Origin of the sequence: Variovorax sp. OK605 (genome assembly GCF_900115445.1) — a bacterium.
In the GTDB taxonomy this organism is placed as follows: domain Bacteria; phylum Pseudomonadota; class Gammaproteobacteria; order Burkholderiales; family Burkholderiaceae_C; genus Variovorax.
Map to the genome: position 1 here is coordinate 466,851 of NZ_FOWL01000001.1, position 13,887 is coordinate 480,737.

Genomic DNA, 13,887 nt, shown 5'->3' on the forward strand with positions numbered 1-13,887 from the left:
GCGCCAGCGCTAGCGCCGGCCTGACGCGCCTATCGCGCGGCTGCCGTTTCCGCGATGTCGTGCGCGGCCGATTCGCCGGTCCACTCGCGCACGAAGGCCGGCGGCGCGTGGCGCTCGGGCGCGCGCGTCGCCTCCTTCGGCGTGCCGGCGTAGAGAAAGCCCAGCAGGCGGTCCGCGTCCTGCAGTCCCAGCGCCTTTTGCACATGGCGGTCGTAGCTGTTGAGCCCCGTGGCCCAGAAGCCGCCGTAGCCCAGCAGGTGCAGCGCGTTGAGCATGTTCATGGCGGCGGCGCCGACGGCCAGCACCTGTTCCGACTCGGGCACCTTGTGCGGCGCCTGCACGCGCGCGCAGATGGCGATGAGCACGGGCGCGGCCATCGCCTTGCCGCGAAAGCGCTCGCCGTCGTCCAGCGGATCGCGCAGCTGCGCGGCCCGCGCAAAGACATTGCCCAAGGCCAGGCGCGCGTCGCCGCGGATGACGACGAAGCGCCACGGCTGCAGTTGCCCGTGGTCGGGCGCGCGCAGTGCGGCCTGGAACACGAGGTCGAGTTCTTGCGCGGACGGCGCGGGCTCGGTCAGCGGCCACGGCGAATGGCGCTCCAGCAACAAGCCCAGGGCCTGGCGCTGCTGGGAACGAAGTGTAGAAATATCCGGGTGCATGTCAGCGTCCTTCGAAATGAGAAGGCCGCCCCACGACAGATGGCAGGCGCTGCGAAGGTTTCAGTGGCGGGCTGGCTCGCTGATGCGAGGTGGCTGGCATCCGGCATATGCGCTGAGCGAGGCCGGTGCACCATCGTTCGACAGGGCGACGAACAGCGGTCATCGTATGCGATGGGGCATTGCCCACGCGCGCGGTGCGTGTAAGTCGACCGTGTTCAGCGGCGTTCTACTGGCTTCTGGCGTGCGTTGTGCCTGCGTTGTGCCTGCGTTGTGCGGCCGCGTTTTCAACAACGCCCGGTGCGCATCGAAATGATCCTGCGCCCAGGGCACGGCGGCGTGCCGTGCCCGTGCTTCAACTCACTCCCACTCGATCGTCGCCGGCGGCTTGCTCGAGACGTCGTAGGTCACGCGATTGATGCCGCGCACTTCATTGATGATCCGGCCCGACACCTTCTTGAGCAGCGCGTACGGCAGCTCGGCCCAGTCGGCGGTCATGAAGTCGCTGGTCTGCACGGCGCGCAGTGCCACCACGTAGTCGTAGGTGCGGCCGTCGCCCATCACGCCCACGCTCTTCACGGGCAGGAACACGGTGAAGGCCTGGCTCGTGAGGTCGTACCAGGTCTTGCCGCTCTCGTCCTTGAAGTTGCGCAGCTCCTCGATGAAGATCGCGTCGGCGCGGCGCAGCAGGTCGGCGTATTCCTTCTTCACTTCGCCGAGGATGCGCACGCCCAGGCCCGGGCCGGGGAACGGGTGGCGGTACACCATCTCGGGCGGCAGGCCCAGCGCCACGCCGAGTTCGCGCACTTCGTCCTTGAACAGGTCGCGCAGCGGTTCGAGCAGCTTCAGGCCGAGCTGCTCGGGCAGGCCGCCCACGTTGTGGTGGCTCTTGATGGTGACGGCCTTCTTGCTCTTGGCACCGCCGGACTCGATGACGTCCGGATAGATGGTGCCTTGTGCCAGGAAGGTCGCGCCCTTGTGGCCGCCGTCGCCGGCCTTGAGCTTCGCTGCTTCCTGCTTGAACACGGTGACGAATTCGCCGCCGATGATCTTGCGCTTGGCTTCGGGGTCGCTCACGCCGGCGAGCTTGCCGAGGAACAGGTCGCTGGCGTCGACGCGAATCACCTTCGCATTGAGCTTGCCCTCGAACATCTCCATGACCAGGTCGCCCTCGTTCAGGCGCAGCAGGCCGTGGTCGACGAACACGCAGGTCAGCTGGTCGCCGATGGCGCGGTGGATGAGCGCGGCAGCCACGCTCGAATCGACACCGCCCGACAGGCCCAGGATGACTTCTTCGTCACCCACCTGCTCGCGGATCTTCTGCACGGCCTCGGCGATGTGGTCGCGCATGACCCAGTCGGGCTTCGATTCGCAGATGCCCAGCACGAAGCGTTCGATCAGCGCCTTGCCCTGCACGGTGTGCGTGACTTCGGGGTGGAACTGCACGCCGTAGTAGCGGCGCGCCTCGTCGGCCATGCCGGCAATGGGACAGCTGTCGGTGCTGGCCATGAGCTTGAAGCCGGGCGGCAGCTCGGTGACCTTGTCGCCGTGGCTCATCCACACGTTCAGCATGCCGTGGCCTTCGGGCGTGGTGAAGTCGGCGATGTCCTTCAGCAGCGCGGTGTGGCCGTGGGCGCGCACGGCCGCAAAGCCGAACTCGCGCTTGTGGCCGCCCTCGACCTTGCCGCCCAACTGGTGCGCCATGGTCTGCATGCCGTAGCAGATGCCCAGCACAGGCACGCCGAGGTCGAACACGGCCTGCGGGCACTTGTCGGTGGTTTCCTCGTACACGCTGGCGTGGCTGCCCGAAAGGATCACGCCCTTCAGGTGGCCGTCGGCGGCGTATTCGCGCACCCATTCGTCGGTGACATCGCAGGGGTGCACTTCGCTCAGCACATGGGCTTCGCGCACGCGGCGTGCGATCAGCTGGGTGACTTGCGAGCCGAAGTCGAGGATGAGGATCTTGTCGTGTTGCATGGCGTTGGGACTCAGAGCGTTGAAATGTCGAGCAGCCTGACGCCTGCTTGCGGCGCAGCCTGGATGAGTCGCTCGTCGAAGGTGGCGAGCGGAAGGTTGAGCGATTTTGCGAGCCAGAGGTAGCCCGCGTCGTACTGGGACACGCCCGCGTCGATGGCCACGGCCAGCACGGCCTTGTGCTGCGCGGGGGCGAGATCGTGCAACTCGACACGGTGGCGGATGGCGTCGAGCACGCTCCACAGGCCTTCGACGGCCGAAGACGGGATGCGGCCGCTGCGCACGCCGTTGGCGAGGATGTTGGTGCATTCCCACTGCCAGGCATTGGGCGCCTGCGGCTCGACCTCGTCGCGGCGGATGGCGGCGTAGAGCTTGCGGGTGTGTTCGCTGGCCATGTCGGGCAGCAGCCAGGCGGCGGTGACCGAGGCGTCCATGACGAAGGCCGTCATGGCTGGCGCCCTTCGTCGCGCAAGGCGCTCAGGGACAAGCCGGGCTGGATGGTGGCGTGCAGCGCGTCGATCTGGCCGAGCTCGCGCTGGATCTGCTCGTCGGTGATGACCGGCTTGCGGCGCACCGGCAGCATGCGCACGACTTCCTTGCCGTGGCGGGTGATGCGAACCTCCTCGCCCTTTTCGACCAGGTCGATCAGGGCCGAGAAGTTGTTCTTGGCTTCAGCGATGCCGATGGATTGCATTTGGGCCAGAAAAATTGAATCTGGCCCAAATTCTAATCCCAGTCTGGCCTGACTTTCAAGGTCTGGCCAAAATGGGGTCAGGCCGCCGCTGAGCCGCCCCAAGGCGGCTTGCGGCCCCCTTGGCCCCCTTGGGGGGCAGCGCCCCACACGCAGCGGGGGCGCGTGCGGGCTTACATCACTCCGCGCGGTAGTTTGGCGCTTCCTTCGTGATCTGCACGTCGTGGACGTGGCTCTCACGGATACCGGCCGTGGTGATCTCGACGAACTCGGCCTTTATCTGCATGTCCGCGATGGTGGCGCAGCCGCAGTAGCCCATGCTGGCGCGCACGCCGCCGGCCATCTGGTAGACGATCGAGACGATCGAGCCCTTGTAGGGCACGCGGCCTTCGATGCCTTCGGGCACGAGCTTGTCGGTGTTCGGGTTGCCGGTGGTCGACTCCTGGAAGTACCGGTCGGCGCTGCCCTGCTGCATCGCGCCGATGGAGCCCATGCCGCGGTAGCTCTTGTAGCTGCGGCCCTGGTACAGCACGATTTCGCCCGGCGCCTCTTCGGTGCCCGCGAACATGCTGCCCATCATCACGGTGCTGGCCCCGGCCGCGATGGCCTTGGCGATGTCGCCCGAGTAGCGCACGCCGCCGTCGGAGATCAGCGGAATGCCGGTGCCTTGCAAGGCGGTGGCGACGCTGTCGACCGCCATGATCTGCGGCACGCCCACGCCGGCCACGATGCGGGTGGTGCAGATGGAGCCAGGGCCGATGCCGACCTTGACCGCGTCGGCACCGGCGTCGGCCAGTGCGCGCGCGGCGTCGCCGGTGGCGATGTTGCCGCCGATGACGTCGACCTGCGGATAGTTCTTCTTGACCCAGCGCACGCGCTCGATCACGCCGGCGCTGTGGCCGTGCGCGGTGTCGACCACGATGGCGTCGACGCCGGCCTTGACCAGGGCTTCGACGCGCTCTTCGGTGCCGTCACCCACGCCCACTGCAGCGCCCACGCGCAGGCGGCCGTTGGCGTCGCGTGCGGCGTTGGGGAAGCTGGTCTGCTTGGTGATGTCCTTGACGGTGATGAGGCCCTTGAGCTCCCAGTCGCCGTTGATGACCAGCAGGCGCTCGAGCTTGTGCTTGTTCAGCAGCGCCTTGGCTTCGGCCAGCGTGGTGCCGTCGGGCACGGTGATGAGCCGGTCGCGCTGCGTCATGATTTCGCTGACGGGCACGTCGTAGCGGTTCTCGAAGCGCAGGTCGCGCCCCGTGACGATGCCGACCACCTTGCCGCCGTCGATCACCGGGAAGCCCGAGATGCCGAGCTGGTCCGACAGTGCCATCACCTGGCGCACCGAGTGCGTCGGCGTGATCACCACCGGGTCGCGCAGAACGCCCGACTCATAGCGCTTCACCCGGGCCACCTGGGCGGCCTGCTCTTGCGCGGTGAGGTTCTTGTGAACGATCCCGATACCGCCTTCCTGCGCGATGGCGATCGCGAGGCGGGCTTCAGTCACGGTGTCCATGGCCGCCGAGACGAGCGGCAGGTTCAGCGTGATGTTTCGGGAGAATCTGGTGGCGAGGGAAGTGTCCTTGGGCAGGACCTGTGAGAACGCTGGCACCAACAACACGTCGTCGAAGGTGAGCGCTTTGCCAAGAAGGCGCATGGGTGAAGCTCCAAAAGACGGATTGTAACGAGGGCCTTGGGTGCTTTGCTGGCGCGGGCTTTTTCCGAGCGTTGCAAAACCACCCAATGTGGATGTTGCTAAAAGTAAGGCCCGGCTAAACTTCGGGGATGAAAATCGTGCACTGGCTGGTACTGGGATGTGTCGTTGCGCTGCCGCTGTCGGCCAGCGCCCAATGGCAATGGCTCGACAAGAACGGCAAGAAGGTCTTCAGCGACCAGGCGCCGCCCCCCGATGTTCCCGAGAAGAACATCCTGCGCCGCATCGGGCCGCCCCCCAAGGCGCGCCCAACAGTGAACCTGAACGTCGATGCGCCACCGCCGCCAGCGGAAGGCGCAGCCGAAACGCCGGCGGCCCCCAAGCCCACCGGCGTCGACAAGGAACTCGAGGAGAAAACCAAGAAGGCCGAAGCTGATGAAAAGGCCAAGCAGGCCGCCGAAGCCACCAGGATCGCCAAGGCCAAGGCAGACAACTGCGTGCTGGCCCGCCAGGGCAAGGCCACGATCGACAGCGGCGCCCGCGTCGGCAGGGTCAATGCGCAGGGCGAACGCGAAATCCTGGATGATGCCGCCCGCGCCGCGGAGCAGGCGCGTCTTCAGACCGTCATCAACAGCGACTGCAAGTAATCCTGCGCCAGCAAGCCGGGTTCAGTAACCCGCCTTGCCGCCCTTGCGCTGCGTGGCAAAAAGCCCCGTGCCGCGCGCGCCTTGGCGCTGGAAGCGCTCCCGGCGCGCCACCTTCGGATCGACCGTGAGCGGCCGGCACAGTTCGATGCGGTCACCGTCCTTCAGCGACTGCTCCCACTCGACCGCCCTGCCCCAGATGCCCGGCGTCAGCGCGTGACGCCAGTCCAGTTCCGGAAATCTCTGCGAAAGCCCGCTCGCCTTCACGGCATCGACCAGCGTGGCGTCGGGCGCGAGCTGCAACACCTGCTCGAACACCTCGCGTGCCGCGGGCGAGCAGTTCAGCGTGACCTCGATCATCAGGAACTGCCGTAGACCTGCTCGGCGCGCTTGACGAAGGCCTCGACCAGGCTGGAGGCGATGGTGTCGAACACCGGCCCCACGAGCGCCTGCAAGGCGAAGTTGCTGAAGCCGTAGCTCAGGTGCAGCTCAACGCGGCAGGCGCGCTCGCCCGCTTCGCCCACGGGCGTGAACTTCCACTTGCCGTCGAGGTTGGAGAACGGCCCGTCGACGAGCTTGAGGTGCACCTCGCGCCCGGGGACATGGGTGTTGCGGGTGGTGAAGCTCTGGTGCAATCCGGCGAAGGACAGGCCGACTTCGGCGGTCATGCCGGCCTCGTCCTGCTCGATGACGCGCGACTTGTCGCACCAGGGAAGAAACTGCGGATACTTGGCCACATCGGTGACCAGCGCATACATCTCTTCAGCGCTGTACCAGATGAGGACGGACTTGTTGACTGTTTTCATAGAATCGGCACAGCGTGCGCGACGGATTGTATTGAAGCCATGCAGCCCCAACATTCCTGAGTCATGGCCACAAAGAAACAAGATACCTCCTCCCGCATCGCCGACAACAAGAAGGCCGCCTACAACTACTTCTTCGAAGAACGCTTCGAAGCCGGCCTGGTCCTCGAGGGCTGGGAAGTCAAATCGCTGCGCGAAGGCAAGGTCCAGCTCACCGACGGCTACGTGGTGATCCGCAACGGCGAGCTGTTCGTCGTGGGTCTGCAGATCAACCCGCTCAAGAGCGCGTCGACCCACGTCAACCCCGATTCGATCCGCACCAAGAAGCTGCTGCTGCACAAGGAAGAGATCCGCCGGCTGGTCGGCAAGGTCGAGCAAAAGGGCTACACGCTGGTGCCGCTCAACCTGCACTGGAAGGCCGGCAAGGTGAAGTGCGAGATTGCGCTGGCCAAGGGCAAGGCCGAGCACGACAAGCGCGACACCATCAAGGACCGCGAAGGCAAGCGCGAGGTCGAGCGCGCCATGAAGAGCCGCAGCCGCTGATTCTTTTTTTGCGGGCGATGGAATAAAAGACGGCTTGCAGGCGTTTGTGCGGTTGTCACCGAACGAACCGGTGTCGCCACAACCCAGGAGTCTTTCCATGTCGCCTTCGCGTGCTTCTTCCGTCCTCATTCCGAGCGTCCTGCTGAGCGCCCTGCTCGCACTCCCCGCCTTCGCCCAGCCCAAGCCCGCCGACGGCGCGCTGGTGGGCCCGAACGGCATGACGCTCTACACCTTCGACAAGGACGCGGCCGGCAGCGGCAAGTCGGCCTGCAACGGCGGCTGCGCCACCAACTGGCCGCCGTTCATGGCCGCCGATGCCGACAAGCCGAGCGGTGACTTCACCATCTTCACCCGCGACGACGGCAAGAAGCAATGGGCCGCCAAGGGCTGGCCGCTGTACTACTGGGCCAAGGACACCAAGCCCGGCGACAAGACCGGCGACGGCGTCAACAGCGTCTGGAAGACCGCCAAGCCCTGATCGGCAGTTCCACAGACCGCCCCCACGATCCGACCCGCCCACACCCACCCATGGACGCCCGCCTGCTGGTCGAGCACATCCCGAGCCTGCGCCGCTACGCGCGGGCGCTCACGGGCAATGCGTGGGCGGCCGACGACCTGGTGCAGGACACGCTCGAGCGCGCCTGCAGCAAGTGGCGCCTGTGGGTGGTGGGCAGCGACCTGCGCGCGTGGCTCTTCACGGTGATGCACAACATCTTCGCGAGCCAGGTGCGCCGCACCCCGCCGCCGCATGCGGTGGTGGCGCTGGACGACGTGCCGCAAGAGCTGCAGGGCGGCGTCGACCCGGGCCGCGACCAGGGCACGCAGCTCGACCTGCAGCGCTGCCTGATGCAATTGCCCGAGGAGCAGCGCGCCGTGCTGCTCCTCGTGACGCTCGAGGACCTGTCGTATGCCGAGGTGGCGAAGGTGCTCGGCATTCCGGCCGGCACGGTCATGTCGCGCCTGTCGCGCGCCCGCGTCCGGCTGCAGGAACTGATGGATGGGGCCGCCGCCCCCGTTCGCCCCGGCCTGCGCCGCCTCAAATGAAACCCGCCGCACCATGAACCGCCCCGCCCCGCCCCCCACCGACGACGAGCTGCACGCCTGGGTCGACGGCCAGTTGCCCGCCGAGCGTCATGGCGCGGTCGAGCACGCCATCGCCCACGACCTCGCCGTGGCCGCGAAGATCGCCGCGTGGCACACGCAGCGCGACGCCTTGCGCCGGCTGCACGGCGAGCTGCTCGACGAGCCGGTTCCCGACGCCTTGATGGGCGCCCTGGAGCGCCACCAGCCGAGGCAGGCGCAGCGTGTCTCCTGGCTGCGCTGGGGCGGCATGGCGGCCGGCCTGCTGGTCGCATTCGCGGCAGGCTGGCTTGGCAATGCGCAATGGTCCCAGGGGCCGGCCGCGCGTGGCGGCGCCCAGTTGGCCAGGGCGCCGGCGGTGCGCGAGTTCGTGCACGACGCCTCGGTCGCGCACGCCGTCTACGCGCCCGAGAAGCGGCACCCGGTCGAGGTGGCGGCGGCCGAGCAGCAGCACCTGGTGCAATGGCTTTCCAAGCGCCTGGACCGCACCCTGAAGGTGCCCGACCTTTCCACCCAGGGCTACACCCTGGTCGGCGGCCGCCTGCTGCCCGGCGAGAGCGGCGCGCGCGCCCAGTTCATGTTCGAGGATGCGGCGGGCGAGCGCGTCACGCTCTACATCGGCACGCTGGACGCCGGCGCCGCTGGGGCCACCGGTGCCGCCGGTGCCACGGCCGCGCGCGAAACCGCCTTCCGCTTCGCCTCCGAAGGCCCGGTGCCCAGCTTCTACTGGGTCGACCAGGGCTTCGGCTACGCCCTCGCGGGCAAGCTGCCGCGAGAAGTTCTGCTCAAACTTGCGACGCTGGCCTACCGCGATTTGTCTTGATGAACGCATAAACTGCCGGCTCGCGCATTCACACGGCCCGGCCCGTCACCGGGCTTGTCTTCGCGATTTTTCAACTGAAGGAGAAACTGCATGAAATTGCTCAGCGCCTCGATCCTCGCGGCGGCCCTGCTTGCCGGCTGCGGCGGCATGTCCAACAAGACCGCCAGCACGCCCGACACGCCCACCCGCACCGCCGACGGCGTGCTGGTCGGCCCGAACGGCATGACGCTGTACACCTTCGCCAAGGACACGGCCGGTGCCGGCACCTCCGCCTGCGTCGCCCAGTGCGCGGCCAACTGGCCGGCGCTCGGCGTGGCCGACACCGCCAAGCCCATCGGCGGCTACACCATCATCATTCGCGAAGACGGCAAGCGCCAATGGGCCTACAAGGGCTGGCCGCTGTACTTCTGGGCCAAGGATGCCAAGCCCGGTGACAAGACCGGCGACGGCGTGGCCAACGGCGCCTGGAAGGTTGCCCGTCCCTGATCCGTGCGCCTGATCCGGGTCCAACGACCCGGACGCACGAAGACAACGCCGGCATCTGCCGGCGTTTTTTTGTCCGTTTCGGCCGACGCCGCGCCGCGCGGGCTCACGGCAGAATCCCCGCATGACGACATCCGCCGCCAACCCGGACGCGTTCCTCGCGTTGCTGACCCAGGGCCTGATCACCGATGCACAGCACGACGCCGTGCTGGCCCACCCTGAAACCGCCGCCCTGCCCCCGCTGCCCGGCCCGGCGCACGCCCTGGCGTGGATGCGCGTGCGCGGCCTGATCACCCAAGAGGAACAGGACGCCGCGCTCGACAGGATCGAATCCGCCGCGACGGATCACCCCCACGCCGACGACGCGACGGACATCGCCATCGATGCCGACGACCTCGTCGACCTGGCCGGCCAAGGCATCACGCACGAAGCGCTCGAGGCGCTCCACAAGGACGGCCTGATCGACGCAGAGACACGCGACATCGCGCGGCAAGAAACACCGGTCACCGGCAGCGTGCCCGCTGCGCTGCCCGCCACGCTGGCCTGGCTGGTGACGGAAGAACTGCTGGAGAAAGCCAGCTTCGAGGCCACGCGGGCCCAGGTCGCGGCCGAGCCGGCCTTTGCCCTGGCCGCCGAGCGCGCGCGCATCGTGAAAGAGGCGCAGGCGCTGATCGACGCCGACGCACAGCTCATGAGCACCTGGAAGTCGAACACGCAACGCACGCGGCGCACCGGCGCGCTGAAGTTCCTGCTGACCGTGCTGGTGCTCGGCGGCGGCCTCGGCTGGTACCTGCTCGCGCCGGCCGGCGTGCCCGGCTGCGACGCCGCTTCCACGCGCAAGACGCTCGACCGCCTGATGTTCCGCGTGGGCATGGACGTGCGCATGCACACCATCGACCCCGAGCAGCGCGCCGACGTGCGCACGCCCACCATCGGCGCGCTGCGCGAGGTCGGCTACCGCAAGGCAGACCGCGTGCGCGGCTGCACGGCCGTCATCACGCAGGGCGACGACAAGGACGAGATGGCCTACACCATCGGCCCCGTGGCGCCGAAGAGCGACGAGATGATCGTGCGCGGCGCCGACCCGACGATCGTGCGAGCGCGCTTCGGCCATCTCGACGCCAGCGGCAAGCCGCGCTACAACGCCGAGCCGATCGGCCGCGAGGCATTGGAAGCCGCTTTCCGCGCAGGCGCCGCGCCGCTGAGCGCGCGCCAGGCCGGCTCGTATCCGCGCCCACGCGCACACAGCGAATCCAGCATGGTCGACACCGACCCCGCCCGCTCGCGTGAGATTGCGGAGATCGAAGTGACGGGCGCCTGCCGCGCGCTGGAGAACGACGCGGGCCAGGCCTGCCCGCTGGTCGTCGAATACAACGACCGCCTGCTGGGCGCCATCGGCGGCGACGACAGCACCTCGATCGCGCTGAGCGGCGAATTCAGCTTCGTGCAGGACGACGGCAGCTGGCGCGTGAGCGACGATTTTCCGAAGATCTTCACGCGCACGCTGCTCGAGGCCCGCCTCAAGCGCATGGGTGTCACCGACGCGGCCATGCCACAGTAGCGTGGACCGCCCGGCGCGATCCGCGCCGCCCTCGCCGTTCTTGCCGTTCTTGCCGTTCTTGCCGTTTGCCGCCGTTCCCCGCAAAAACGAAAAAATCACCTGCGGCGCCGGCTTCCTGAAGAAGCCGAGCCGGAGGTGATTTTCAGACTGCGCCCCCGCCAAGGCGGGGCGTCAGGGCAATCAGCCCATCGACGTGTCGCGGCCGGCGCGCTTGCGATCGCTTTCCTTCAGGAAACGCTTGCGCAGGCGCACGCTCTTGGGCGTGATCTCGACCAGTTCGTCGTCTTCGATGAACTCGACGCCGTATTCCAACGTGAGGTCGATGGGGGGCGTGATCTTGATCGCGTCTTCCTTGCCGCTCACGCGGAAGTTGGTCAGCTGCTTGGTGCGCGTGGCGTTCACCACCAGGTCGTTGTCGCGGCTGTGGATGCCGACGATCATGCCTTCGTACACCGGATCGTTCGCCTTCACGAACATGCGGCCGCGGTCGTCCAGCTTGCCCAGCGCGTAGGTGAAGATTTCACCGTCGTCCATGGAGATCAGCACGCCGTTCTTGCGGCTGCCGATCTCGCCCTTGTGGGCTTCGTAGCTGTCGAAGATGTTGCTGATGAGGCCCGAGCCGCGCGTCAGGTTCAGGAATTCGTTCGTGAAGCCGATCAGGCCGCGCGCCGGAATGCGGTACTCGAGACGCACGCGTCCACGGCCGTCCGGCTCCATGTTGACCAGTTCGCCCTTGCGTTCGCCCAGCGCCTGCATCACGCCGCCCTGGTGGCCTTCTTCGATGTCGGCCGTGACCAATTCGATGGGCTCGTGCTTCTCGCCGTTCACGGTGCGGAACACCACGCGCGGCTTCGACACGGCCATTTCATAGCCTTCGCGGCGCATGTTTTCCAAGAGGATGGTCAGGTGCAGTTCGCCGCGGCCCATGACCTCGAAGATGCCTTCTTCGTCGGTCTCGCTCACGCGCAGGGCCACGTTGTGCTGCAATTCCTTTTGCAGGCGGTCCCAGATCTGGCGGCTGGTGACGAACTTGCCCTCGCGGCCGGCCAGCGGGCTGGTGTTCACGCAGAAGTTCATGGTCAGCGTCGGTTCGTCGACCTTGAGCATGGGCAGCGGCGCGGGCTTGTCCTTGTCGGTCACGGTGACGCCGATGCCGATGTCGGTGATGCCGTTGATCAGCACGATTTCGCCGGGGCCGGCTTCGGTCGACTGCACGCGGTCCAGGCCCTGGAAGGTCAGCACCTGGTTCACGCGTCCCTTGACGGTCTTGCCGTCCGGGCCTTCCATGACCAGCACGTCGGTCATGGGCTTGAGCGTGCCCTGGCTGATGCGGCCCACGCCGATGCGGCCGACGAAGGTCGAGAAGTCGAGGGCCGAGATCTGCAGCTGCAGCGGCGCGGCGGGGTCACCCTTTTGCGACGGCACGTGCTTCAGGATGGTGTTGAACAGGGCCGACATGTCGGGGCCCCACTGCTCACCGGCCGCGCCTTCTTCCAGCGACGACCAGCCGTTGATGCCCGAGGCGTACACCACGGGGAAGTCGAGCTGTTCGTCGGTTGCGCCGAGCTTGTCGAACAGGTCGAAGGCGGCGTTGACCACCTTGTCGGGGTTCGCACCGGGCTTGTCGACCTTGTTCACCACCAGGATCGGCTTCAGGCCCAGGGCCAGCGCCTTCTTGGTCACGAAGCGCGTCTGCGGCATCGGGCCTTCCTGCGCGTCGATCAGCAGCACCACGCCGTCGACCATCGACAGCGCGCGTTCCACTTCACCGCCGAAGTCCGCGTGGCCCGGGGTGTCGACGATGTTGATGTGCGTGCCTTCCCAGGTCACGGCGCAGTTCTTGGCCAGGATCGTGATGCCACGTTCCTTTTCGATGGCGTTGTTGTCCATCACCGTGTCGACGACCTTCTCGTGCTCGGCGAAGGTGCCCGACTGGCGCAGCAGCTGGTCGACCATCGTGGTCTTGCCATGGTCCACGTGGGCAATGATGGCGATATTGCGGATTTGCTTGGTACTCATGGTGTCGCTTCGGTCTGTTGTGCGTTCAAAAGAATTTGCTGAATTTCGATGGGGTTCAGCAAGCGCCCCGGGATCAGTTCGCCGGCCACTACGTGGGCGGTGCCCAGGAAGGCCGCCGGCTCGGTGCCGAACACGGCCACCTCGCCTGCATCGGCCCAGTCGCCGCGGCGGCGCAGGCCCGAGAGAAAACGTGCCGCATCTTCCGCGCCGAGCGTGACGCGGCTGTGGCCGTCCACCAGCACCTCGGCAGGCAAGAGCAGCGCCAGGCGCTCCTCTTCGTCCATCGCCTCCAGCGCTTCGAGCGTGATGCATTGCGCCTCGACGAAACCGCCGGTGGCGGTGCGCCGCAGCGAACTCAGGTGCGCGCCGCATCCCAGCGCTTCACCGATGTCTTCGCCGAGCGTGCGGATGTAGGTGCCCTTGCTGACTTTTGCTTCGATCTTGATAGCAAACTTCTCTTGTGGGGCGCCCGTATCGGACACTTTCAGCTGATAAATCACGACGTCGCGCGGAGCGCGTTCGATTTCGATGCCTTCACGTGCGTACTCGTACAGCGCCTTGCCGTCCTTCTTGAGCGCGCTGTGCATCGGGGGCACCTGGCGGATCGGGCCGGTGAACTGCGCCTCGACGCGCGCCAGGTCTTCCGGCGTCACGTGCACGGGCCGCTCGGCGATCACGTCGCCCTCGGCATCGCCGGTCGCGGTCTTCACGCCCAGGCGGGCCGTGGCCTCGTAGGTCTTGTCGGCGTCCAGGTGCAACTGGCTGAATTTGGTGGCCGCGCCAAAGCACAGCGGCAGGACGCCCGTCGCGAGCGGATCCAGCGTGCCGGTGTGGCCCGCCTTTTCAGCGCGCAGCAACCACTTGACCTTCTGCAAGGCCTGGTTGCTGGAGAGTCCCAGCGGCTTGTCGAGCAACAACACCCCATGCACAGGGCGCCGCTGCACCCTGGTGCGTGGCGCGTTCAT

16 protein-coding genes are annotated in these 13,887 nt (G+C 67.1%); 7 read left to right on the top strand and 9 right to left on the bottom strand.

Annotated features, from left to right (window positions below):
- Nucleotides 1–29: 29 nt before the first annotated feature.
- The 5 genes from BM013_RS02130 to guaB form a co-directional block, all read right to left on the bottom strand.
- Nucleotides 30–659: a nitroreductase family protein gene (locus BM013_RS02130; protein ID WP_093122196.1), complete on the bottom strand. Its 630-nt coding sequence runs from the start codon at nucleotides 657–659 to the stop codon at nucleotides 30–32.
- Nucleotides 660–1,016: 357 nt separating this feature from the next.
- Nucleotides 1,017–2,633, bottom strand: coding sequence for a glutamine-hydrolyzing GMP synthase (gene guaA, locus BM013_RS02135; RefSeq protein ID WP_093122199.1), 1,617 nt, complete (start codon nucleotides 2,631–2,633; stop codon nucleotides 1,017–1,019).
- A gap of 11 nt (nucleotides 2,634–2,644) precedes the next feature.
- Nucleotides 2,645–3,079 carry a type II toxin-antitoxin system VapC family toxin gene (locus BM013_RS02140; RefSeq protein ID WP_177206486.1) on the bottom strand — a complete coding sequence of 145 codons (435 nt, stop codon included), beginning with the start codon at nucleotides 3,077–3,079 and terminating at the stop codon, nucleotides 2,645–2,647.
- Entirely contained in the window at nucleotides 3,076–3,324 is a 249-nt protein-coding gene (locus BM013_RS02145) for a type II toxin-antitoxin system Phd/YefM family antitoxin (protein WP_093122201.1), read from the bottom strand. The genes BM013_RS02140 and BM013_RS02145 overlap by 4 nt, the downstream gene beginning before the upstream one ends.
- A 175-nt stretch (nucleotides 3,325–3,499) precedes the next feature.
- Complete coding sequence (gene guaB / locus BM013_RS02150) at nucleotides 3,500–4,969, bottom strand: IMP dehydrogenase (RefSeq protein WP_093122204.1); 1,470 nt, start codon at nucleotides 4,967–4,969, stop codon at nucleotides 3,500–3,502.
- Between the two features lie 128 nt (nucleotides 4,970–5,097).
- Here guaB and BM013_RS02155 point away from each other — a divergent pair, with 128 nt between their 5' ends.
- Nucleotides 5,098–5,613 (top strand): DUF4124 domain-containing protein, encoded by a 516-nt coding sequence (locus tag BM013_RS02155; RefSeq protein ID WP_093122207.1) that lies wholly within the window; start codon nucleotides 5,098–5,100, stop codon nucleotides 5,611–5,613.
- Nucleotides 5,614–5,634: 21 nt separating this feature from the next.
- On the opposite strand, the gene BM013_RS02160 is transcribed toward BM013_RS02155, so the two are convergent.
- Together BM013_RS02160 and BM013_RS02165 are read right to left on the bottom strand one after the other, a co-directional pair.
- Nucleotides 5,635–5,970 (bottom strand): RnfH family protein, encoded by a 336-nt coding sequence (locus BM013_RS02160; RefSeq protein ID WP_093122210.1) that lies wholly within the window; start codon nucleotides 5,968–5,970, stop codon nucleotides 5,635–5,637.
- Nucleotides 5,970–6,416: a type II toxin-antitoxin system RatA family toxin gene (locus BM013_RS02165; protein ID WP_093122213.1), complete on the bottom strand. Its 447-nt coding sequence runs from the start codon at nucleotides 6,414–6,416 to the stop codon at nucleotides 5,970–5,972. The genes BM013_RS02160 and BM013_RS02165 overlap by 1 nt, the downstream gene beginning before the upstream one ends.
- A 63-nt stretch (nucleotides 6,417–6,479) precedes the next feature.
- Here BM013_RS02165 and smpB point away from each other — a divergent pair, with 63 nt between their 5' ends.
- The 6 genes from smpB to BM013_RS02195 all read left to right on the top strand — a co-directional run bounded on the left by smpB (nucleotide 6,480) and on the right by BM013_RS02195 (nucleotide 10,903).
- The gene (smpB, locus tag BM013_RS02170) at nucleotides 6,480–6,956 is read left to right on the top strand and encodes an SsrA-binding protein SmpB (protein ID WP_093122216.1); all 477 of its coding nucleotides are present in this window, start codon (nucleotides 6,480–6,482) and stop codon (nucleotides 6,954–6,956) included.
- Between the two features lie 97 nt (nucleotides 6,957–7,053).
- Entirely contained in the window at nucleotides 7,054–7,434 is a 381-nt protein-coding gene (locus tag BM013_RS02175; RefSeq protein WP_093122218.1) for a COG4315 family predicted lipoprotein, read from the top strand.
- Between the two features lie 50 nt (nucleotides 7,435–7,484).
- A complete protein-coding gene (locus tag BM013_RS02180; RefSeq protein ID WP_093122221.1) occupies nucleotides 7,485–8,000 on the top strand; it encodes an RNA polymerase sigma factor in 516 nt (171 codons plus the stop codon).
- Nucleotides 8,001–8,013: 13 nt separating this feature from the next.
- On the top strand, nucleotides 8,014–8,859 hold the full coding sequence (locus BM013_RS02185; RefSeq protein ID WP_093122223.1) for an anti-sigma factor family protein: 846 nt from the start codon (nucleotides 8,014–8,016) through the stop codon (nucleotides 8,857–8,859).
- 90 nt (nucleotides 8,860–8,949) lie between these two features.
- Nucleotides 8,950–9,345 (top strand): COG4315 family predicted lipoprotein, encoded by a 396-nt coding sequence (locus BM013_RS02190; protein WP_093122225.1) that lies wholly within the window; start codon nucleotides 8,950–8,952, stop codon nucleotides 9,343–9,345.
- Nucleotides 9,346–9,466: 121 nt separating this feature from the next.
- Entirely contained in the window at nucleotides 9,467–10,903 is a 1,437-nt protein-coding gene (locus tag BM013_RS02195) for a hypothetical protein (protein ID WP_093122228.1), read from the top strand.
- A gap of 180 nt (nucleotides 10,904–11,083) precedes the next feature.
- Here the strand turns inward: BM013_RS02195 and typA are convergent, their stop codons facing one another.
- Together typA and truB are read right to left on the bottom strand one after the other, a co-directional pair.
- Nucleotides 11,084–12,922 (bottom strand): translational GTPase TypA, encoded by a 1,839-nt coding sequence (typA, locus tag BM013_RS02200; RefSeq protein ID WP_093122230.1) that lies wholly within the window; start codon nucleotides 12,920–12,922, stop codon nucleotides 11,084–11,086.
- Nucleotides 12,919–13,887 carry a tRNA pseudouridine(55) synthase TruB gene (gene truB / locus BM013_RS02205; RefSeq protein ID WP_093122233.1) on the bottom strand — a complete coding sequence of 323 codons (969 nt, stop codon included), beginning with the start codon at nucleotides 13,885–13,887 and terminating at the stop codon, nucleotides 12,919–12,921. Before truB ends, typA begins: the two co-directional genes overlap by 4 nt.